The organism is Enterococcus sp. MSG3290 (assembly GCF_050555565.1).
Classification (GTDB): domain Bacteria; phylum Bacillota; class Bacilli; order Lactobacillales; family Enterococcaceae; genus Enterococcus_B; species Enterococcus_B faecium.
Map to the genome: position 1 here is coordinate 1,305,903 of NZ_CP187862.1, position 21,866 is coordinate 1,327,768.

19 protein-coding genes and 1 riboswitch are annotated in these 21,866 nt (G+C 36.8%); of the genes, 11 read left to right on the forward strand and 8 right to left on the reverse strand.

Annotated features, from left to right (window positions below):
* Nucleotides 1–144: 144 nt before the first annotated feature.
* The 8 genes from IGL31_RS06250 to IGL31_RS06285 all read left to right on the forward strand — a co-directional run bounded on the left by IGL31_RS06250 (nt 145) and on the right by IGL31_RS06285 (nt 9,042).
* Nucleotides 145–1,908 (forward strand): 1-deoxy-D-xylulose-5-phosphate synthase, encoded by a 1,764-nt coding sequence (locus IGL31_RS06250; protein WP_002287770.1) that lies wholly within the window; start codon nt 145–147, stop codon nt 1,906–1,908.
* Nucleotides 1,909–1,991: 83 nt separating this feature from the next.
* Nucleotides 1,992–2,450, forward strand: coding sequence for an ASCH domain-containing protein (locus IGL31_RS06255; protein WP_002295936.1), 459 nt, complete (start codon nt 1,992–1,994; stop codon nt 2,448–2,450).
* A 108-nt stretch (nt 2,451–2,558) separates the two neighbouring features.
* Nucleotides 2,559–3,242, forward strand: coding sequence for an N-acetylmannosamine-6-phosphate 2-epimerase (locus tag IGL31_RS06260; RefSeq protein ID WP_002287767.1), 684 nt, complete (start codon nt 2,559–2,561; stop codon nt 3,240–3,242).
* Between the two features lie 146 nt (nt 3,243–3,388).
* Nucleotides 3,389–4,003 (forward strand): flavin reductase family protein, encoded by a 615-nt coding sequence (locus IGL31_RS06265; RefSeq protein ID WP_002297470.1) that lies wholly within the window; start codon nt 3,389–3,391, stop codon nt 4,001–4,003.
* A 15-nt stretch (nt 4,004–4,018) separates the two neighbouring features.
* Nucleotides 4,019–4,225, forward strand: a complete 207-nt coding sequence (locus tag IGL31_RS06270; protein ID WP_002287763.1) for a hypothetical protein — start codon at nt 4,019–4,021, stop codon at nt 4,223–4,225.
* 224 nt (nt 4,226–4,449) lie between these two features.
* Nucleotides 4,450–4,616, forward strand: a riboswitch (M-box (ykoK) riboswitch).
* 124 nt (nt 4,617–4,740) lie between these two features.
* Nucleotides 4,741–5,904 (forward strand): FtsW/RodA/SpoVE family cell cycle protein, encoded by a 1,164-nt coding sequence (locus IGL31_RS06275; protein WP_002331743.1) that lies wholly within the window; start codon nt 4,741–4,743, stop codon nt 5,902–5,904.
* A gap of 91 nt (nt 5,905–5,995) precedes the next feature.
* Entirely contained in the window at nt 5,996–6,880 is an 885-nt protein-coding gene (locus IGL31_RS06280; protein WP_002325723.1) for an LCP family protein, read from the forward strand.
* Between the two features lie 125 nt (nt 6,881–7,005).
* Nucleotides 7,006–9,042 (forward strand): penicillin-binding transpeptidase domain-containing protein, encoded by a 2,037-nt coding sequence (locus tag IGL31_RS06285; protein ID WP_086300071.1) that lies wholly within the window; start codon nt 7,006–7,008, stop codon nt 9,040–9,042.
* A 108-nt stretch (nt 9,043–9,150) separates the two neighbouring features.
* Here the strand turns inward: IGL31_RS06285 and IGL31_RS06290 are convergent, their stop codons facing one another.
* The 6 genes from IGL31_RS06290 to IGL31_RS06315 all read right to left on the reverse strand — a co-directional run bounded on the left by IGL31_RS06290 (nt 9,151) and on the right by IGL31_RS06315 (nt 14,616).
* On the reverse strand, nt 9,151–10,302 hold the full coding sequence (locus tag IGL31_RS06290; RefSeq protein WP_002298469.1) for a cation:proton antiporter: 1,152 nt from the start codon (nt 10,300–10,302) through the stop codon (nt 9,151–9,153).
* A gap of 153 nt (nt 10,303–10,455) precedes the next feature.
* Nucleotides 10,456–10,983, reverse strand: a complete 528-nt coding sequence (locus tag IGL31_RS06295; RefSeq protein WP_002324862.1) for a DUF308 domain-containing protein — start codon at nt 10,981–10,983, stop codon at nt 10,456–10,458.
* Nucleotides 10,984–11,081: 98 nt separating this feature from the next.
* The gene (locus IGL31_RS06300) at nt 11,082–11,432 is read right to left on the reverse strand and encodes a DUF2200 domain-containing protein (protein WP_002288180.1); all 351 of its coding nucleotides are present in this window, start codon (nt 11,430–11,432) and stop codon (nt 11,082–11,084) included.
* Between the two features lie 275 nt (nt 11,433–11,707).
* On the reverse strand, nt 11,708–13,237 hold the full coding sequence (ahpF, locus tag IGL31_RS06305) for an alkyl hydroperoxide reductase subunit F (RefSeq protein ID WP_086300072.1): 1,530 nt from the start codon (nt 13,235–13,237) through the stop codon (nt 11,708–11,710).
* A 9-nt stretch (nt 13,238–13,246) separates the two neighbouring features.
* Complete coding sequence (gene ahpC, locus IGL31_RS06310; protein ID WP_002288178.1) at nt 13,247–13,810, reverse strand: alkyl hydroperoxide reductase subunit C; 564 nt, start codon at nt 13,808–13,810, stop codon at nt 13,247–13,249.
* Nucleotides 13,811–13,953: 143 nt separating this feature from the next.
* Nucleotides 13,954–14,616 (reverse strand): GntR family transcriptional regulator, encoded by a 663-nt coding sequence (locus IGL31_RS06315; protein WP_002288176.1) that lies wholly within the window; start codon nt 14,614–14,616, stop codon nt 13,954–13,956.
* Between the two features lie 183 nt (nt 14,617–14,799).
* Between IGL31_RS06315 and IGL31_RS06320 the strand changes: the two genes are divergently transcribed.
* Together IGL31_RS06320 and uxuA are read left to right on the forward strand one after the other, a co-directional pair.
* Nucleotides 14,800–16,446, forward strand: a complete 1,647-nt coding sequence (locus IGL31_RS06320) for a mannitol dehydrogenase family protein (protein WP_086300073.1) — start codon at nt 14,800–14,802, stop codon at nt 16,444–16,446.
* Entirely contained in the window at nt 16,437–17,519 is a 1,083-nt protein-coding gene (gene uxuA, locus IGL31_RS06325) for a mannonate dehydratase (protein ID WP_002296275.1), read from the forward strand. Before IGL31_RS06320 ends, uxuA begins: the two co-directional genes overlap by 10 nt.
* A 107-nt stretch (nt 17,520–17,626) precedes the next feature.
* On the opposite strand, the gene IGL31_RS06330 is transcribed toward uxuA, so the two are convergent.
* Nucleotides 17,627–19,180, reverse strand: coding sequence for a helix-turn-helix domain-containing protein (locus tag IGL31_RS06330; protein ID WP_058140335.1), 1,554 nt, complete (start codon nt 19,178–19,180; stop codon nt 17,627–17,629).
* A gap of 147 nt (nt 19,181–19,327) precedes the next feature.
* Here IGL31_RS06330 and IGL31_RS06335 point away from each other — a divergent pair, with 147 nt between their 5' ends.
* A complete protein-coding gene (locus IGL31_RS06335) occupies nt 19,328–20,617 on the forward strand; it encodes an LPXTG cell wall anchor domain-containing protein (RefSeq protein ID WP_430619622.1) in 1,290 nt (429 codons plus the stop codon).
* Between the two features lie 125 nt (nt 20,618–20,742).
* Here IGL31_RS06335 and IGL31_RS06340 read toward each other — a convergent pair whose 3' ends face one another.
* Nucleotides 20,743–21,822: an AI-2E family transporter gene (locus IGL31_RS06340; RefSeq protein WP_002288167.1), complete on the reverse strand. Its 1,080-nt coding sequence runs from the start codon at nt 21,820–21,822 to the stop codon at nt 20,743–20,745.
* Nucleotides 21,823–21,866 lie beyond the last annotated feature (44 nt).

Sequence of the window (21,866 nt, forward strand, 5' to 3'; positions counted from 1 at the left end):
GCGAAGATCTACTTATATAACAAGTTTTCTCTGAAATTTTTTTAAAATGCTATTGACTTAGAGTCAACTCTAAGTAGTAGAATAGATAAAGTGTAACAAATCTATTTTCATTAAAAGAAGATAGTACGGAGGAGAGAATGTATTATGAGTACAGTATTACATGTATTGGATGCAATCAATAGCCCCGCAGATGTCAAAAAATTATCTGTTGAGGAAATGAAGCAGTTGGCAGAAGAGATGCGCCAAAAAATCTTGCAAAAGGACAGCGATGTAGGTGGGCACGTTGGTCCGAATCTAGGTGTAGTAGAATTAACGATTGCGTTTCATTATGTATTTGATTCACCAAAGGATAAAATCGTTTGGGACGTTTCCCATCAGTCTTATGGTCATAAGCTTTTAACTGGTCGAAAAAATGGTTTTGAAAAAGGACATTACCGTGAAGTGAGCGGATATTCCAACCAACATGAAAGTAAACATGACTATTTTACAGTGGGGCACACATCTACATCTATCAGCTTAGCAACAGGTTTAGCTAAAGCGAGAGATCTGAAGAAAGAATCAGGAAATGTGGTAGCATTTATCGGTGACGGCTCCCTAAGTGGTGGCTTAGCTTTTGAAGGATTGAACAATGGTGGTGTTTTACAATCCAATCTAATCGTATTAGTAAACGATAATGAGATGTCTATTGATGAGAATCATGGCAGTTTATATAAAAACTTAGCTGAGCTTCGTCAAACCAACGGTAAAAGCAGCAATAACCTATTTAAAGCAATGGGATTTGATTATCGTTACGTGGATAATGGAAACGATCTGGAAACGGTGATCCGTTTATTTGAAGAAGTAAAAGATATTGATCATCCGATTGTACTTCACGTCCATACGGAAAAAGGTCGCGGTTATCAGCCGGCAATCGATAATAAAATGAAATATCATTGGCATGTACCATTTGATCTGTCCACCGGGGAGGCAAAGCAGGTAACTTCTGGAGAAACATTTAATATGATCATCATGGATTATTTGGATAAGAAAATGCAAACAAGTACAGCTCCTATTGCCGCAGTCAATGCAGCGATACCAGGCGCCTTTGGACTGAAAACATTCCAAGAAAAACATCCAGATCATTATTTTGACGTGGGGATCGCTGAACAGCACTCTATCACTTTCGCTTCTGCTTTGGCTTCTCAGGGAGTACGTCCAGTCGTCTTCCAATCAAGTACTTTCTTGCAACGGGCATATGATCAATTATCACATGATTTAGCGATCAACGAGAATCCAGTGATTATTTTAGTCGGTGGCGGAACGATCTCAGCTAGTGACCGAACACACCAAGGAACATTTGACATTCCTTACTTATCAAGTATCCCGAACATCAAATATCTTGCTCCAGCAACAAAAGAGGATATGATCTCTATGCTAGATTGGGCGTTCGAACAAACAGCGCAGCCTGTAGCAATCCGAATTCCTACACATGGTGTAGAACATGGTACAGCTATCGCAAATGATTATAGTATTCCAGCCTATCAAACAGTAAATAATGGAGGAAAAGTAGCAATTTTAGCTTTAGGCGGTTTTCTTGAATTAGGAAAAGAAACAGTAAAAGCTTTTAGAAAAAAAGGAATCGAAGCAACGTTGATCAATCCAGGAACGATCACAGAAAATGACGTAGAAACATTAGATAAATTAAAAGAAACACATGAATTAGTCATCACATTAGAAGATGGTAGTTTGTCAGGAGGATTTGGCGAAAATATCAGTCGTTATTATGGTGATTCTTCAATGAACGTATTAAATTTTGGTGCAGAGAAAGAATTCACGGATAGCGTTCCTGTAGGGCAGCTTTATGAACGTTATCATTTAACACCAAAACAAATCGTTGAAGATAGTCTGCGTGTCTTGAATATTCAATAATTCATTATGCTCACCATCCAGATAATTGTTTATACTAGTATCTGGATGGTTTTTTCATTATAAAAAGCAAAGGGGTGGATGTTATGTATCAGCAAGTAGAAGAATATGTCAAAAAGTTCCAAGAAAAATATCCTAGTTATCAATCAGAAAAATTAGGTTTCTTTTCATTTGGGGATACAGAAAAAATGGCAGACGAGTTGAGCGAACTAGTTGTAAAAAAGATAAAGACTGGTACATCAAGTGGTTACGATCTGTATAAACAAGAGAATGAGCCTTTACCAAAAGTTGGTCAATTAGACGTGGTCCTGAATGGAAAAAATGAACCAGTTTGTATCATCAAAAATATAAATGTGACCATCTTGCCTTTTAGTGAAGTCACGAAAGAGCATGCTTGGAAAGAAGGAGAAGGGGATCGGACATTAGCTTATTGGCGGAAAGTCCATGCTGAGTTTTTTAAACATGCTTATAAAGAAGCGTTGAACATAGAATTTACAGAAGAGAAGCTGGTCGTATACGAAGAATTTGAAGTAATTTTCTTTTAGTAAGAAAGGTCTGCTGAAAGAAATAGCTCATTATTGACTCCTGAATAGAAAAGGGTTACATTTTTATATGAAGCTGTATTTTTATATAACATTACTGGAGGAGATATTGTGGATACACTGGAACAAATCAAAGGCGGAGTCGTCGTTTCTTGTCAAGCTTTGGAAAACGAGCCGCTACACAGTTCTTTTATTATGGGGAGAATGGCTTTGGCTGCAAAAGAAGGCGGAGCAGTTGGTATTCGAGCAAATACGACAGAAGATATCAATGAAATCAAGCGAATCGTTGATTTACCGGTAATAGGGATTATCAAAAGAGATTACGATGGGTCAGAAGTGTTTATTACTGCGACAGAAAAAGAAGTGGAAGAACTTTTGGAGACGCAAGCAGAAATCATTGCACTGGATGCAACTTCTCGTAAACGTCCGACAGAAAAAACAACTGCTGAACTTGTCCAAATGATTCACGAACACGGTCGGTTAGCTATGGCAGATATTTCGACTTTTGAGGAAGCGCTTCAAGCGCAAGAAGATGGTTTTGATCTTTTGTCTACGACTTTAGCAGGCTATACAGAATATTCACGAAAGACGCAGACACCTGATTTTGATTTATTGAATCAAATCATAGAACAAGTCGATATCCCAGTAATTATGGAAGGACATACTGACTCTCCTGAACAAGTAGAGAAAGCATATGAATTAGGTGCTTTTTCAGTCGTAGTTGGATCTATTATCACCCGTCCGCAATTGATCACTAAAAGATATGTCGAAGCCGCAAGTAAAGCAAATAACTAAAAAACACGCACGGCACAGATTCTTGACAAAAAAGAAAAATTGATAGATAGTTTAAAGCAGATTCTAAGAAGATGAAAAAAGCATTACTTTTCATTTTGTCTTCAAGATCTGCTTTTTAACGAATTTTATAGAAAGAAGGCGAAACCTTGTTTGAACGGAGTCCTTCAGAATTGACAGAACGTGAAAATTACAAGTTGCTGATTGGTTCAGTCATCCCTAGACCAGTAGCAGTAGTAACGACTAAATCAGCAAAAGATATAGTGAATATCGCACCCTTCAGTTACTTCAATATCGTCAGTTCGAATCCACCCATCTTATCCTTGGCGATCCAGAGAAAACAAGATGCAGTAAAAGACACAGCAAAGAATATTCTTGAGACAAGAGAAGCTGTTATCCATATCCTTGATGAGGACAACGTAGAAGAAGTAAATAAAACAGCAGCCAATCTGCCTAATGAGGAAAGCGAACTGTACCTGACTGACTTGACTTTAACTGATTCAGTAATTATTTCAGTACCAGCATTGACAGAAGCAAAAGTTCGTTTTGAAACATCCTTATATGAACATGTCGAGATACGGAATAAAAATAAAGTAACAGCTGATTTATTTTTGCTAGAAGTACAGAAATATCATTTAAATGAAACAGTCTATGATGATAAGACAGGAAGGATCGATCCAAGAAAATTGAATGCTGTAAGCCGTTTGGCAGGAAATGATTATGCAGCAATAGGAGAAATTTTCACGATTGCACGTCCCGAATGAAAAGGAGCACTAGTTATGTTAAAAATAAGCTATAAACCATCGACAGATTCAAAAGAAATGAAAAAAGAATATGAAACAGTGAATGATTTTCTGCAAGGGCAGTACTTAGAAGTTCCGCCATTGCAAGACCATTTTGTCGTTACTACTGTTACTTTAGATGGTAAGGAAATAGAAATGCCAGATCAAACGATTAGCGGATTGTTTAATTACTTTAACAAATAAATATTTATTCCGAAAAGTGAAAAAACACATAAAAAAACACATAAAACTAAAAAATTATCAAAGAATCCTGGTGCAACTGAAAGAATTTGCAACGGGATTCTTTCAACTTATTTGTTATTTTTTTCTAAAAAATATTAAAGATTGTTAAATTTCACTATTTCATTTCAAATTCCATTGCCTAATCATTAGGAAAAGTCTATCATGAACTCGTAAATAGAATATAGTAATAACCTTGTTAGGTGAGGCTCCTATACAAACATAGGCTGTTGCCCAGAAACGTCGAAAGTCGCCAATGGGTAAAACAGAAACTGTCGGATTAAGGCTTTTTCCAATAGCTAAGAATGTTTTCTTTACGTTGTATAGTGCTAAAACTCGGACGATGAGATGATGCTAGGTCAGAATTCTTGTTCGAAAAGGTTTCTGACCTTTTCTTTATATTTTTGTGACTGACTTATTTGATGAGACAAACTCGCTCCTTACCTGACAAGTGGATTGCTGTGTGAGGAGGAGATGCGGTGAAAAAAAGAAAAAAGATCGATTGGTGGATTTTGGGTCCTTATTTGACTTTGTCCATGATCGGTCTTTTAGAAGTATACAGTGCCAGTTCTTATCGTTTATTGCAAGCCGATGAAAATACAAAAAGTCTATTATTGCGTCAACTAATTTTCATATTTTTGAGTTGGAGCGTGATCTTCTTAGCTCGTTCAGTCAAACTACACTATTTACTTCACCCTAAAATAGCAGGATACGGTTTAGCCTTATCGATTTTCTTTTTAGTATTAGTAAGAATAGGGATATTCGGTGTCACTGTCAACGGCGCACAACGTTGGATCTCTCTGTTTGGCATTCAATTCCAGCCTTCTGAACTGGCAAATCTTTTTTTGATTTTTTATTTAAGCTGGTTTTTTCGTGACGGAAATAGTAGCCCAAAAGATCTAAAAAAACCATTCCTGATTACAGTAGGTATAACTTTTCTGATTTTATTCCAGCCAAAGATTGCTGGAGCATTGATGATCCTTTCGATTGCGTGGGTCATATTTTGGGCAGCGGCGGTTCCATTTAAAAAAGGGATCTATCTAATCGTTACTTTTTCTGCATTGCTGATTGGAGCAGCAGGCGGGGTATTATATTTAGGAAATAAAGGTTGGCTTCCACAGATGTTTAATCATGCTTATGAAAGGATCGCGACTTTAAGAGATCCTTTTATCGATAGTCATGGCGCGGGCTATCAAATGACCCATTCGTTTTATGCACTATATAATGGTGGCATATTTGGGCGGGGATTAGGAAATAGTATCACAAAAAAAGGGTATCTTCCAGAGACAGAAACAGATTTTATTTTTTCGATTATTACAGAAGAGCTTGGGCTAATCGGTGCATTGTGTGTGCTTTTCTTATTGTTCTCATTATGCATGAGAATCTTTTGTTTAAGCAGTCGCTGTAAAAATCAGCAAGCTGGATTGTTTCTTTTAGGATTCGGAACTTTGCTATTCGTTCAGACGATAATGAACGTGGGAAGTATCGCGGGGCTGATGCCAATGACTGGTGTGCCATTGCCATTTGTTAGCTACGGAGGAACAAGTTATCTGATCCTTTCTTTAGGAATCGGAATCACGTTGAATATTTCTTCAAAGATACAGGCCGAAGAGTTGCCGCTCTATCGACCTGAAAAACAATAAAGAGAAACTGAGAAACTCTCAGTTTGAATTATCATAAAGTACAATCTTTTATTTTTCAAGCGAGAGGTTCTTTTAGAAAGAGGAATTCGCAATGAAAGTATCTCAAAAAATCATATTATCTATTTTGTTACTGCTTACATTAGTAGTTGGCTATTTTTCGATTGAGTTTATCCATGGATTTTCGTCTGCAAAACAGAGTTCAACTGTGAAAAAGGTAGAGCCGAAAAGTGTCCCTACCACACTAAATGTGGCTTTGATTGGTTCAGATGCTCGTTCGAAAGACGAAAACGGTCGCTCGGATTCACTTCTGGTTGCACAATACAACCAGAAAACACAACAAGCAAAACTGATCTCTATCATGAGAGATTCATATGTCGATATTCCAGGTTACGGAATGAATAAGATAAATGCAGCTTACTCTTATGGGGGAGTTGATTTATTAAATCAAACATTAAAGGAAAATTTCAAATTTGAAGCTCCCTATTATGCAAGTATCACATTTCAAGATTTTATCGATTGCGTTAATGAACTGTTTCCTGGTGGAGTCAAGATCGATGCAGAAAAATCTCTAGATTTAGATGGCGTATATATAAACAAAGGAGAGCAAGTGATGGATGGTAATACTTTACTCCAGTATGCTCGATTTCGGGAAGACAAAGAAGGAGACTTCGGGAGGATCAGAAGGCAGCAGCAAGTGATCAAAGCTATCTCTCAGCAGCTGAAAGACGTAACTTCAATATTCAAGCTACCCAAAGCGGTTGGGAAATTACTTGGTAGTATCCAAACGAACCTTCCAGAAAGTGTGCTTCTGGATTGTGGTATGGATTTCCTCAAAGACAATAATAAAAAGATCGATACATTATCCGTACCAGTAGACGGCAGTTGGGACTTCAACGACAATACGCCTTCCGGAAGTGTTCTGGAATTAGATTTGACCAAAAACCAAGAAGCAATCAAAAAATTTCTGAATAATTAAGTAAAGAAAATAAAAGAAGTTAGAAATAACAATCTATGTTATGTTCTGACTTCTTTTATTATGTTAGAATAAACAGGTATAAATAGTGAAAATAAAGGAATGACAAGCAAGAGAAGGAGGAAAAAATGAAAAGAAGTGACAAGCACGGCAAAAATCGAACAGGCGCTTATATTGCCGGCGCAGTGATCTTAATAGCAGCTGCGGGTGGCGGTTATTTTTACTACCAGCACTATCAAGAAACCCAAGCAGTAGAAGCTGGAGAAAAGACAGTTGAGCAATTTGTCCAAGCTTTGAACAAGGGAGATTATAACAAAGCTGCAGAAATGACATCAAAAAAGGCGGCAAATAAAAGTGCATTATCTGAAAAAGAGATCTTAGATAAATACCAGAATATATACGGTGCTGCTGATGTCAAAGGACTTCAGATATCGAATCTAAAAGTAGATAAAAAAGACGATTCTACTTACAGTTTTTCATATAAAGCAAAGATGAATACCTCATTAGGTGAATTGAAAGATCTTTCTTATAAAGGAACATTAGACAGAAATGATGGTCAAACCACGATCAACTGGCAACCCAACTTGGTTTTTCCAGAAATGGAAGGAAATGACAAAGTAAGCCTGACCACACAAGAAGCAGCAAGAGGGAATATTATAGATCGAAATGGTGAACCATTAGCAACAACAGGCAAACTAAAACAATTAGGAGTCGTTCCAAGTAAACTTGGAGATGGAGGCGAAAAAACAGCCAATATCAAAGCGATTGCTTCCTCCTTCGACTTAACAGAAGATGCTATCAATCAGGCGATTTCACAAAGCTGGGTACAACCCGATTACTTTGTCCCATTGAAAATCATTGATGGAGCAACGCCAGAACTTCCAGCTGGAGCTACCATTCAAGAAGTAGACGGCAGATATTATCCTTTGGGTGAAGCAGCTGCTCAGCTGATTGGTTACGTGGGAGATATCACAGCAGAAGATATTGATAAGAATCCAGAATTAAGCAGTAATGGAAAAATCGGTCGCTCAGGTTTGGAGATGGCTTTTGATAAGGATCTTCGTGGGACAACAGGTGGGAAATTAAGCATTACAGATGCAGACGGTGTAGAGAAAAAAGTTCTGATCGAACATGAAGTTCAAAATGGCAAAGATGTCAAATTGACAATCGATGCGAAGGCACAAAAAACAGCTTTTGACAGTCTAGGAGGAAAAGCTGGATCAACTGTTGCGACAACGCCAAAAACCGGTGATCTTCTTGCGCTTGCTAGCTCTCCAAGCTATGATCCAAACAAAATGACAAACGGGATCTCACAAGAAGATTACAAAGCTTATGAAGAAAATCCTGAACAGCCATTCATCAGCCGATTTGCGACAGGTTATGCTCCTGGATCTACGTTTAAAATGATTACAGCAGCAATCGGTCTCGACAACGGCACTATCGATCCAAATGAAGTGTTGACGATCAACGGGCTTAAATGGCAAAAAGACAGTTCTTGGGGATCTTATCAAGTAACGCGTGTCAGTGATGTATCACAAGTAGACTTAAAAACTGCTTTGATCTATTCCGATAATATATATATGGCACAAGAAACGTTGAAAATGGGTGAGAAAAAATTTCGTACAGGCTTAGATAAATTCATTTTTGGTGAAGACCTTGATTTGCCAATTAGTATGAATCCAGCACAAATTTCTAATGAAGATAGCTTTAACTCAGATATCTTGCTAGCTGATACTGGATATGGACAGGGCGAACTTCTAATTAATCCTATCCAGCAAGCAGCAATGTATTCTGTTTTTGCCAACAATGGCACACTTGTCTATCCTAAATTGATTGCAGATAAAGAGACAAAAGATAAGAAGAATGTCATCGGCGAAACAGCAGTACAAACGATCGTGCCAGATCTGAGAGAAGTTGTGCAAGATGTAAATGGTACAGCACATTCTCTTTCTGCTTTAGGGATTCCGTTGGCAGCGAAAACTGGTACAGCGGAAATCAAAGAAAAACAGGATGAAAAGGGGAAAGAGAACAGTTTCTTGTTTGCTTTCAATCCTGATAACCAAGGTTATATGATGGTCAGCATGTTGGAAAATAAAGAAGATGATGATTCAGCAACCAAACGAGCACCGGAACTATTGCAATACCTCAACCAAAATTATCAATAAAAAATTGCTTTTTAAGTACAGTAAAAGGACTGTGGCGTTATCGTCACAGTCCTTTTTTCAAATAAACGGTTTTCACGATGTCTCTTTCACAACTTCTTTTTGATTTACTCACACTTCATAAACTTTTTTTGTAAAATATTTGAGAACAAGTGGAGAAATAAGTGTACTTAATAAAATCACGATAACTAAAGGTGAATAGTACTGTGGTTCGATCAATTGACTTTGCTGTCCAATTTGTAAAATGATCAAAGCCATTTCTCCACGCGAAATCATACCAGCACCGACCATCAATGAACTATGTTGAGAAAAACCGGCAATCTGAGCACCAAAATAACCTCCAAGCAATTTGGTCAAAATCGCTACAAGCGTCAATATAGAAATAAAGAGTAGTTGTTCACTAAAGTCAGAAAAATCAACTTCTAATCCTACACTGACAAAAAATACTGGTATAAATACTGCATATCCTAAAGCCTCTACATTGTGGTATACTTCTTCTTTAACCTTTGTCTGACTGACAGCTATCCCAGCAAAAAAAGCACCAATGACAGAGCTAAGCCCAACAAGATCCGCTACGTAAGACATTCCTAAACAAATAACTAGCGATACGATGATAATAGAAGAATTTGCGTACACTTTTTCTGCAAATGAAAGTAGGAAAGGCGCAATCCATTTGACTAATAAGAAAATAAAAACAAAATAAATTAGCTGTTCAATCAAAACAAGCGGTAAAGAAGCATTGCTAGAAGCTTCCCCCGTTAGAAAAGATAGGCTGAAACTTAGAACTAAAACGACCAAAATGTCATCTACCACAGAAGCACCCAAAATTGTTGATCCTTCTTTTGTATTCACTACGTTTAGTTCTTTTAATACTTCTACTGAAATACTGACAGAAGTTGCCGCAAGAATAATCCCAAAGAAAATCGCTTCATTTCCCGAAACTTGGAATGCTTCGCCTGTCAACCAGCCAAAAACAACCGGGAAGATGATCCCAAGCAAAGCAACGAACATACCAGGTCGGAAATATTTTTTCAAAAGAGATAAATCACTTTCCAGACCAGCTAAAAACATTAATAAGATCACACCAATCTCCGAAAAGTCATGGACTAGAATATCAGGTTTGACCCAATTCAATCCAGCTTGGCCTAGCAAAACACCAACAAGTAATTGTCCAATCACTGCTGGGATACCTAATCTCCGCGAGATATGTGAGCCAATCGTTGTTGAAATCAATATCAGGCATAAAATACCAATAAATTCCATTCTCATCATTCCTTTGTATAAAATATAGCCCGAACTTAGCATAACATACATTATTGAAAAAATAGGAAAATATACTCACAAAAAAACCAACAATCCAAAAGATTTTTTTGGATTGTTGGTTTTTATACGGTCTATTTTAATAACTAAAAATGATTAACGTATAGTCATTTTTCTTATTCTGATGAAATTGATAATCTCCTGGATGCCCATGAAAATCAAAATAAAGCCGAATATTTGGAATAGAAGCATCAAACTTTTGAATGGATTGAACAATAAGACGAATCCGCCAATCAACAACAGAATACTATAAACACTCCAACTTTTAGCTTTTGTATTCATGCTGAAGAACAACTGGAACAAGCTGTTGATGATAACAGCTAATCCAAGAAGAATCGGCAGGATAGAAACGATTGCAGGTGCAAAAGCATAGACGATCAGAGCTAAGATCAGGAAAAAAAGACCACTGAACAGACCGATACTCCAAGAACCTGTTTTCCTTTTAAAACGGTAAGCCTCAAAAAGATTCAACAACCCAAGCAAAACAAGATAGGCGGTGATCAGATAACCGATAAAATGAAAAACAGCAGAAGGGTTTAGCACAATCGCAATCCCAGAAATAATATAAACAGCAGCTCTTAATAAGGCGTATTTTTGAATATTTTGTTTAATCGTCTCAAACATATAAGAAAACCTCCTTTGACTTATTTTAACGTGAACTAGTCATTTTACCAAATTAAATGTTACAAAATGAGCGAAGGAGAAGAATATCTCTGGAAAAATCAACTTCTGAGGATCTTTTCCATTTTTTTGCCTTTTGCTAGCTCATCGATCATTTTATCTAAATAACGAATTTCTTTCATCAAGTTATCCTCGATGTCTTCTACTCGTACACCACAAACAACACCTGTAATCAAGGAACGTGAAGGATTGGGGACAGGGGCTTCCGCAAAAAATTGTTCGAAAGTCACTTGTTTTTGTAGTTGATATTCTAGTTCTGTTTGGGAATAACCCGTCAGCCAACAAATGATTTCATCTACTTCCTCTTTTATACGATCTTTTCTCTCCGCTTTTGCTACATACATAGGATAAACGCTTGCAAAACTTGTCGTAAAAATACGATTTTGCGCCATAATCAGTCACCTTTCTTTTTTTCAAATTATTTACTACTTATAGTATATAAGAAAAAGAGAAGAAAAAGCGATTATTCAAAAAAACAAAAAGGATTGTGACAAAATTCTTGTCACAATCCTTTTTTCCGAGTGAACGGTGTTGTCCTGTCAACTCCTCGGTCACAAGTCACAATATTCAACAAACATGAGAAACTGTTTATTAAATTGTTCCTTGTGACTCGGAGCGAAACGGCAGGCTTACAACCTCTATCTGTCTTTTGTATAATCTTCATCGCTCAAGTGCGCATCAAATAATCGAAGGCTCCTAAAGCTGCAGTAGCTCCTGAACCCATTGAAACAATGATTTGTTTGTATGGACTATCTGTACAATCACCAGCTGCGAAAACACCGGGGATATTCGTCGCGCCATTTTTCTCAGTCACTATTTCATTTCTTGGGTTCATTTCGATTGTTCCATCTAGCCAATCCGTGTTAGGAAGTAAACCGACTAAAATGAATACACCTGAAACAGCTAGAGTATGCAACTCTTTCGTATGTTGATCGATATAGGAGAGAGATTCGACCTGATTCGACCCGCTGATTTCTTTCGTCGCTGCATTTTTGATAACAGTGACATTCGCAAGAGAAACTAGTTTATCCTGTAAAACTTGATCTGCTTTTAATTCGGGTAAGAATTCTAGAACATAAACATGTTTTGCTAACCCAGCTAGATCAATCGCTGCTTCAACACCAGAATTACCACCACCGATTACAGCAATCTCTTTTCCTTTAAATAAAGGGCCGTCACAGTGTGGGCAATAAGCAATTCCTTTATTTTTAAACTCTTTTTCGCCTGGTACATTGATAGAACGCCAGTGCGCACCTGTCGCGATGATTGCGGTTTTTGCTTTAAGTGATATACCGTTAGCTAAGCCAATATTAATAAAATGTTGCTCTTTATTTAAGGAAACGGCCTGTTGATTCATCATAATGTCGATAGGGTAACTACGCACATGACTTTCTACTTGCTGCATCAATTTTGGACCTTCTGTGTAAGGGGTGCCAATCATATTTTCAATCCCGAGTGTTTCAACGACTTGTCCGCCGAAAGAATCAGCGACAAGTCCTGTACGGATTCCTTTACGTGCTGCATAGATAGCTGCACTACTAGCTGCTGGTCCACCGCCAATCACTAATACATCATAAGGTTCTTTTTCAAACAACTCTTCTTCAATCAAAGGGCCAGTGATTTTTTCAACAATTTGTTCGATCGTCATGCGTCCGCTACTAAATTCTTCTCCATTTAAAAACACAGTTGGCACTGCCATGATTTTTTTATCATCGATTTCTTTTTGGAACATCCCACCTTCAATCATCGTATGAGTAATATTTGGATTTAATACAGCTAATATATTCAATGCCTGTACAACGTCGGGGCAATTATGACAAGTCAAGCTAACATAACTGTCAAAATGCAATGTTTGTGTTATTTTTTTGATTTTAAGACTCAAAGATTCACTGATTTTCGGTGCCCGTCCACTAATTTGTAACATAGCCAGTAAAAAAGAGGAAAATTCATGACCGAGGGGGATACCAGCAAAAACGATTCCACTTTCTTTGCCAACTGGATTGATAGAAAAACTAGGTGTTCGCATCGAATCTCTTTTTTTCCAAGAGATTTTAGGAGACATTTCTGCTATTTCCTTCGTAAATTCAGCTAGTTTTTGACTATTTTCACTAGTATCCAAACTAACAGAAAAAACAATAGGAGATTCAATCAGTGCTAAATATTGTTCGAGATTTTGTTTAGTTTCTTTGTCTAACATATCCACCACCTAAATCTTTCCAACAAGATCAAAACTTGGTTTCAATGTTTCGCCACTTTCTTTCCATTTTGCCGGACAAACTTCACCTGGGTGGGTACGTACATATTGAGCAGCGCGAATCTTATCAATCAGTGCACTAGCGTCACGACCGATTCCATCTGCATTGATTTCCATAGCTTGAACGATTCCGTCTGGATCAATAATAAATGTTCCTCGCTGAGCTAATCCTTGCTCTTCATCCAAAACATCAAAAATACGAGAAATCTGATGAGACGGATCACCGATCATCACGTATTCGATTTTACCGATAGCATCTGATGTATCATGCCATGCTTTGTGAGTAAAGTGGGTATCGGTAGAGCAAGAAAAGACTTCAACACCTAAAGATTTCAATGTACTGTATTGTTCTTGTAAGTCTTCTAATTCAGTAGGACAAACAAAAGTAAAATCAGCTGGATAGAAGCAAAGAATACTCCAGTTCCCCATAAGATCTTTTTCACTGACTTCTAAAAATTCTCCTTGATGATAAGCATGTGCATTAAATTCTTCGATTTTTTTCCCAATCAATGACATAGTAAAACCTCCAATAATAATTATTTATTTATAATTATTGTAATTTAGTTGGAGTTGCAAAGTCAATGGATATTTTGTTATTTAATAAAGATTACTCAAAAACGAAGGTTAATTATAAAAATAGAAGAGGTCGCAAGAAAATGCTACTGCTGGAAATACTCGGGATAACGTTGAGTAACAGTTTCCTGTTCTTTCAGCATCATGTGTAAGTGCAATCCCGTTTGAAATCGAGCTTCTTCTGGTTTTTTATCAACTAAAGCCTTGAGTAAATCATAATGTTGTTCCATGATCGTTTCCCATGGAAGCCCCTGAATGGTCACTCGTAACCAGCGGAAACGTTCTAAATGGGTATTATGGTCATCTAACCAGTTCCAAACTTCTTTTCTTCCTGCAATTTCGAAACAAGCTTCATGAAATAAATTATCTGCACGGAAAAAAGCGCGTTCGTCATTTATTTTGACTGCTTTTTCTTGTTCTTCTAAAATCGTTTCTAGCACTATTCGTGTTTGTGTGTCCAATTTGGAACAACATTCAATCATGATTTGCTCTTCCAACTGTTCTCGGACAAAGCGAGCATTTTCTGCAGAAACAAGATTAATTTTTGAAACATACGTACCACTTTGAGGTATCGTATACACGAGTTCTTGCTGACGTAGTTGAATCAATGCTTCGCGAATGGGAGTCCGGCCGATAGCAAGATGTTCCTCCAGTGCCTTTTCAGATATTTTCCTTCCAGGTTCTAAGTCAGCATAGATAATTTGTTTACGAATCGCTTGATAAGCTTGAGATTGCAAGCTGCTTTTCATTTTTATACCTCCAAAATCATTTCTATGAACGTAGTATAACAGAAGAGGTCTGAAAAATAATCTGATATGTCACATTAACTAGGGAATTTGTATAAATAGTAAAATTTTGGTTGACATAGCGATTTTTATTGCATAAAATTCACTTGAATACAAAAACTAATATGTTAGTTTAGGAGGGGAAAAATGATTGATTTAAACAACTGGAGGAACTTTATTCCTGAATTATCTCAAAAAGAAGTAGAAATACCTCATTTTGACCGTGCATCATTAAGAGAAAATGGACAAAAAAATCCTGTCTGGATCCATTTCGGTGGCGGAAATCTTTATCGAGGATTTCATGCAGAAATCGCTCAACGTTTAGCGGATCTAGGCGAATTGTCCACTGGTGTCATTGTTTGTGAAACATTCGATGAAGAAATAATTGAAAGGGCTTACCAAGATTTTGATGATTTGATTCTTGAAGTGGTCATGCCAAGCAGTGGAGAGTTCGTCAAACGTATATTAGCTGCGACAGCTGACAGTCTGTATTGTCATCCAGATTGTTCTGAACACTTTGATAAGATGATTCGACACTTTGAAAATCCTAGTTTACAATTAGTTACTTTTGCTATTACTGAAAAAGGTTATCGATTGAAAGATACAAATAATAAATATATAGGACCGATTGCAGTCGATATAAAAAATGGTCCAAAGAAGCCATCACATACAATGAGTATTCTTGCTGCGCTACTTTATAAACGTTTTTTATCTGGAGCTTGGCCGATTGCACTTGTCTCTACAGATAATTTTTCACAAAACGGTAGTCAATTACGTACTTCTTTGCTAACGATCGCAAAAGAATGGCAAAAGGAAGGTTATGTACAAAATACATTTATCCAATACTTATCGAATGAAGAAATTGTTGCGTTTCCATGGACGATGATTGATCGTATCACCCCGAATCCTTCCTTGTCAGTTAGCAAAATGTTGGCAAAAGAGGGCTTTTCAAATATGTCGATTTTCCAAACCGCAAAAGGAAATAATATTGCTCCATTTGTCAATACAGAGGACATCCATTATTTAATCATGGAAGATCATTTTCCCAATGGACGTCCGAAATTCGAAAAAGCTGGGGTATTCTTGACTGATCGTGCAACGGTAGATAAAGCAGATACGATGAAGGTGACGACTTGCCTTAATCCTTTGCATACGTCTTTAGCTATTATGGGTTGTTTACTGGGGTATAGGAGCATAGCTGAGGAGATGAAAGATCCAGATTTATCGCTGCTAGTTTCTGAAATCGGGTACAATGAAGGCCTCCCAGTTGTGGAGTCTCCAGGTATCATTGATCCAAAGATCTTTCTGGAAGAAGTAATTACTGTGCGCTTTTCTAATCCAAATATTCCTGATATGCCTCAGCGAATCGCCACGGATACCTCTCAAAAGGTGGCGATTCGTTATGGTGAGACGATTAAAAAATATATGGAAATAGAAGTTAAAGACCCGCAGACACTTGTATTCATACCATTGACTCTCGCTGCTTGGCTTCGATACCTTATTGGCATTGATGATCAAGGAAAACCATTCATCCCGAGTCCAGACCCACTATTGACAGACCTTCAGCATAAGCTTTCCGATATTCAACTGGGTACGCAAGATACATCACATATTCATGAGAAAATGGTTCCTATTTTGTCAAATAAAGAAATTTTTGGTGTAGATCTTTACCAAGCAGAGCTTGGCAGAAAAATAGAAGAAATGTTCATCAAGATGGTAGCAGGACCGAATGCCGTACGAAAAACATTACAGGATTACTTACAAGAACATGGAGGAAATTTATCATGGAAATGACTTTTAGATGGTACGGATCACAGGAAGAAAAGATTACCTTAGATGAAATCAGACAGATTCCTGCGGTCAAAGGGATTGTAGGCACATTGATGGATATACCAGTAGGAGAGGTATGGCCTAGGGAGAGGATCAAAGAACTAAAAGAAGAAATTGAGTCTCGTGGGTTAACACTAAAAGTAATTGAAAGCGTCAATGTGCATGATGCCATTAAAATTGGATTACCTTCCCGTGAGCAGTATATCGAAAACTATAAGCAGACAATCCGAAACTTGGCAGAATATGGAATAGAAGTCATCTGCTATAATTTTATGCCTGTATTTGACTGGGTGAAATCTGACCTTGACTACCGCTTAGAAGACGGCTCATCCACGTTAGCTTTTATATCTGATGATATTCCAGATGATCCAAGAGAAATCGTCGCGCGCATCGAACATTCCAGCAATGAATTTGAATTGCCGGGATGGGAACCTGAGCGCTTAGCTCATATCAAATCCTTGCTTGAAGCCTATGCATCAGTAGACGAAGAAAAACTTCGAGAAAATTTTGCCTATTTTCTCCAATCAATCATCCCAACATGTGAAGAGGTAGGGGTCAAAATGGCTGTACATCCAGATGATCCGCCATACTCGATTTTTGGATTACCTCGAATCGTAAAGAATCGAGAAGATTTAGATTGGTTGTGCCGCATAGTAGACAGCCCTTATAACGGAATCACTCTTTGTACAGGGAGTATTGCAGAAGATCCAGAAAATGATGTATATGGGATTTTAGCAGAATTTTGTCAAAGAGATCGAATCCCATTTGCACATGTTCGAAATATTAAATTTTTAGCTAATCGAGATTTCTATGAGGCACCGCATAAATCCGAATACGGTTCATTAGACATGTACCGCATACTAAAAACAATGTATGACAACGGATTTAACGGATACATCCGTCCTGATCATGGAAGAATGATCTGGAATGAGACAGGAAGACCAGGATACGGCTTATATGATCGAGCATTAGGTGCTGTTTATCTAAATGGATTATGGGAAGCAATCGAAAAAGGAAACAAAAGTAAAGATAATTAGTGAAAAAAACTGTAATTTTATTATGTAAATAAGAAGGATGTTCAAATTCTTGATACATAAATCCGGAGGTTGTTAATAAGCATTCGGATTTATGTATCTTATTTGGTCTAGGAAGTAACTTGATTTTCTTTTTTCGATTGATCCATGAGTGCTTCTTCTTTTAATTCAAAGATATATTCTGAGATCCTCATAATCACTTTTTTCCAGTCTTCTGGTGTGATGATTCCTTTTAAAATATAGATTTTTTTGATATGAGAAGGCAATTGTTTCAAAGGGCAGTCGCTGATAACGATGTTGCAGTTCTCCATAAAATCATTTTGTATTTTGATCGATTCATTTGAAAAAATTTGTTCTATCTTAACGATCAAATCTTTACTGATATAAAAATCACGCGTATAGTTCACACCAATCACAATTCGCGGCTGTTTTTTGTAGCGATCATACAAATGTACTAGGTCTTCAACCATCCATTGCACATTTTCCTTTTCTAAAATAACTGGTAACAAGTGTTGATTTTGTTCTCTGAAATCCATATAAAATTGTTCAATGGCGGTTTGGACTTCTTTCAACACGCTATGTTCTTGATAAAGCATGAAAGTAGGAAGGGGCGTATTTGGTTGATTGAAGTTAAGAAATCCATTATAAAGTTTATTTCGTGCGAATGCCAATGAGTAAAGAATCTTTTCTTTTTCAGGTATAAACAAATCAAATACAGTACAAAAGGACTCCACCATTTCTCTTGAATAAAGAACATGAGGAACGTTTGCTTTTTTTAAAAGTTTGTATTGCTCCAAGCTTGTTTCTTCCGATTCGATTTTCGTGATAGAAAGTCGAGCTAAAATATTCACTAAGATGCGTTGTTCGCGACAAATTGGCAGATTAGGTCGCAAAATATCTACAGAGGGATCAATAAAAAAGTCAATATATTCATACTCTGTGAATTCTTTTTGTACGTCTTTCACAGAAGTTGCAGGAAAATTCTCTTTACATATTTTTAATAGAAAATATAATTTATCTATCATACCGCTATTTAGTCGGTCAAGTACTTCTTTTTTAAAAAAAGTATTCATCATAAAAGCCACTACTTGCGGATCTTCATCATAAAATTCTGTAGCAGTACTTGAAAAGATGTTCCAATAAATATCTAATGCTGCATATTGAATTTGTACCTCTTTTCCAGAAAAAGACTTTCTGCCGTTATTAGAAAAGGAGATAGACAAACCGTACAATGCTAAAAATGCATTAATCTTTTTCATTTTCGTATACAAATAAGAGGCACTATAGTTTGTTTGCTGACTTAAACTGATAATCGAATTTGTCTGACAGCTGAACAAAGAAGTCAAGATCTGATAACTGACTGATTCGTTGCAGTATCTTCCAAATAGACGATAATAGCAGTAAGCCGGATCAATTCCTTCAAAATTCAACTTTAAAAAAGGTTTTTGCTTATCAATATGCAGTTTTGTTAGATTGAGACGCTCAAAGTCTTGTTCTAATTCTTTGATGTATAGTAAAAAATTTGATTCAGACATATGGAAATGATCTGCTAAATATTGTGTAGTAATAAAGAAACGATGTTCAGATAGGAAAAGAAAAATATCTAATTTTGTATTGCTTTTTTTCTTCAAGAGAAACGTTTTAATCGCTTCTTGAGTTTGCATGAAAGAGGCTCCTTTTTACTTAAATTGTTAAAACTTGAAAATATTACTGTTTTTTTCATAAATTTAGACAAAAAAACAGTAAACATATAGGTAGAATCTCTACTATCTTATTTCTTGCATACAAAAAAATCAAGGAGTGAGAGAGTTATGAGATATTCAACCATCTTAATATCAACATTTGCAGCCTTAAGCTTATCGCTTACTATAAATCAGACAGTCCACACAGAGGAGATAGAAACAGCCAAATGGACAGAAACCAAGTGGGCCAACGTCAATCGAATTACCTTTCAGGATGAATTTTCATCCTTCAATTCAGGAGTCGCAAAATTAAGAAAAGGACAAACAGCGACCATCAAAGCAAAAATTGACTATTCAGGAGACTTAGCACCTATACTACAATCAGCTGTTACATTTGAGAATGTTGATCCCGCTTTGTCGATTGGCTATGACGAGAACACTTTGACTATCCAACACAAGCAAGCGATATTTACCTTCACCGTTACATTAAATCAGGACTTGTTAAAACCAGCGCTTTTTACTGTCAAGGTATCAGATGGACTACCGAACGATCATCATCATTTAACGCCGTATAGTCAGCGGCAGACAATTGAGCAAGATTCAGCTATCGACTCAGGAGGAGATCTTGTTGAAGAACCAACAGATAAACCAGAAAATGAAAATAAGCCAGAAGTACCGCCTACAGAAAATCCAGACGGAGAACAGAAACCGGAAATAGAACCTGGAGAAGAACCCGATACAGAAACTCAACCAGAGCCAGACAATGAATCAAAACCTGAAATAACCCCTGGAGAAAAACCAGATGTAGACCCAGAAGAAAAACCAGATGTGACTCCAGAACCAGATACGGATTTTGGAAACCAAACAGTACCGGAAACAAATCCAGACACAGATAATGAAACTGAAAATCCAGAAAAACCAGAGGTAGCCCCAGAAGAAAAACCAGATGTAACTCCAGAACCAGATACGGATTCTGGAAACCAAACAGTACCGGAAACAAATCCAGACACAGATAATGAAACTGAAAATCCAGAAAAACCAGAGGTAGATCCAGAAGAAAAACTAGATGTGACTCCAGAACCAGATACGGACGCAAGAGACCAAGGAATACCAGAAAAAATAAACAAAAAAACAATTCAAGAGGATGGAAAAAAAGAGAGTAAAAAATCAAATCTAGCAATTCTAAAAATAAATGAAGAGCAGCTGAATAAAAAATCACGAATATTTGATAGCGCCCAATCAGCTGAAACCTTAAAAAGTAGCAAGGATACAACCTTTGCTAGTCCTGAAACGAAAAATAAACAGCTACCAAAATCCGGAGAGTCACAAAACAAAGTTATACTGTGGAGCGGAATCATTCTATTAAGTATAGCAACAATGCTTTCTGCAAAAAGATTTAAACAAAACAGATCTCTCTAACATTTGAATAATGTCTGTGAACGCATTTTTCAAATAAAAAGAAATATCCAGAAAACGACCCCAAAATACCAGATTGAAATCTGATATTTGGGGTCGTTCATACTTTATCTTTCTTCATATTTATTTTAAGGGATATCTGTTTCTTTTGGAAGATGGTTCGGGATCTTTTTCACTTTCAATACATCTAAAAAGAAGGTAAAGATCGGAATGCCGACAATCAAGCCCCAAACGCCAAAGAACCGTTCGCTAACAAGTAAGACCACAAATGTATAAAAAATCGGCAGTTCTGTTTTGCTGGACATCAACTTCGGATTCAGCACATAAGACTCAATTAGATGGACAATCAAAATCGTAATCAGGATATAAACAACATCTCGGATGCCTCCTTGGGAATAAGCTATGAAAGATAGAGGAATACAAGAAATGATAACACCTGCTACTGGGATCAGACTTAAAATGAAAATCATGATCGCTAAACTCAGCAGCTGATGAAAGCCAAATACAGCCAAGGCGATTGTAGTGAGCAACGTGTTTAAAAGAGCAATAACAAATTGAGCTTCTAATACCAAACCAAATGTATTGACAAACTTATCGGCAAAATAGTAAATATCTTGAAAGAACCAAGAAAATTCACTTTTTAAAAACAATCTTGAGAATACAATTGTTTTTTTCTTTTCAATCATAAAAAAGAAACTTAAGATGAATGACATAGCAAACGCCACTGCCATTTTTCCTATATCCTGTAAATAGCCAAGCGCAATCGAAGCGCCATTTTGAAGCTGTTCAAAAAAATCGTTTCGCTCAATATAAGTATGGATATATTGTAAAACAGGATCTGCATCTTTTGGCTGATGCTCGTAAAAATCAATAACGGACTGGATCATATCAAATGTTTGATGAATAAGCATCGGGATATACTTTGTGAATGCCAGATAGATAAGGTAAACGATCAGTGTATAAATCATGATAGCTAAAACACCTGTAGGGATTCGGACAAATCGCTGAATGATTTGAACAAGATGAATCATCAAATAAGTAAAGATAAATGTGAGCAAAATGGTTGTAATCATACTTCTAACTAAGAAAAGAACAAAAACGACAAATAATAAAACAGTGAGACGGCGTATTTTTTCATTCGCCAAAAAACGCTGATAAACGGTCAAATCGACAACCTCCAAATAACAAAAAATAAACACGTTATTCATTATATGATGGAATATGAAAATAAGAAAGAGAAAGAGCAAAAAGA

Coding starts and splice junctions, on each gene's coding strand:
- IGL31_RS06315 (WP_002288176.1), bottom strand. CDS start 14,616: ATGAAAAGCAGCTTGCAATCTCAAGCTTATCAAGCGATTCGTAAACAA.
- IGL31_RS06300 (WP_002288180.1), bottom strand. CDS start 11,432: ATGGCGCAAAATCGTATTTTTACGACAAGTTTTGCAAGCGTTTATCCT.
- IGL31_RS06330 (WP_058140335.1), bottom strand. CDS start 19,180: ATGCAAACTCAAGAAGCGATTAAAACGTTTCTCTTGAAGAAAAAAAGC.
- ahpF (WP_086300072.1), bottom strand. CDS start 13,237: ATGTTAGACAAAGAAACTAAACAAAATCTCGAACAATATTTAGCACTG.
- uxuA (WP_002296275.1), top strand. CDS start 16,437: ATGGAAATGACTTTTAGATGGTACGGATCACAGGAAGAAAAGATTACC.
- IGL31_RS06270 (WP_002287763.1), top strand. CDS start 4,019: ATGTTAAAAATAAGCTATAAACCATCGACAGATTCAAAAGAAATGAAA.
- IGL31_RS06320 (WP_086300073.1), top strand. CDS start 14,800: ATGATTGATTTAAACAACTGGAGGAACTTTATTCCTGAATTATCTCAA.
- IGL31_RS06340 (WP_002288167.1), bottom strand. CDS start 21,822: ATGAATAACGTGTTTATTTTTTGTTATTTGGAGGTTGTCGATTTGACC.
- IGL31_RS06280 (WP_002325723.1), top strand. CDS start 5,996: ATGAAAGTATCTCAAAAAATCATATTATCTATTTTGTTACTGCTTACA.
- IGL31_RS06295 (WP_002324862.1), bottom strand. CDS start 10,983: ATGTTTGAGACGATTAAACAAAATATTCAAAAATACGCCTTATTAAGA.
- IGL31_RS06255 (WP_002295936.1), top strand. CDS start 1,992: ATGTATCAGCAAGTAGAAGAATATGTCAAAAAGTTCCAAGAAAAATAT.
- IGL31_RS06335 (WP_430619622.1), top strand. CDS start 19,328: ATGAGATATTCAACCATCTTAATATCAACATTTGCAGCCTTAAGCTTA.
- IGL31_RS06290 (WP_002298469.1), bottom strand. CDS start 10,302: ATGGAATTTATTGGTATTTTATGCCTGATATTGATTTCAACAACGATT.
- ahpC (WP_002288178.1), bottom strand. CDS start 13,810: ATGTCATTGATTGGGAAAAAAATCGAAGAATTTAATGCACATGCTTAT.
- IGL31_RS06285 (WP_086300071.1), top strand. CDS start 7,006: ATGAAAAGAAGTGACAAGCACGGCAAAAATCGAACAGGCGCTTATATT.
- IGL31_RS06250 (WP_002287770.1), top strand. CDS start 145: ATGAGTACAGTATTACATGTATTGGATGCAATCAATAGCCCCGCAGAT.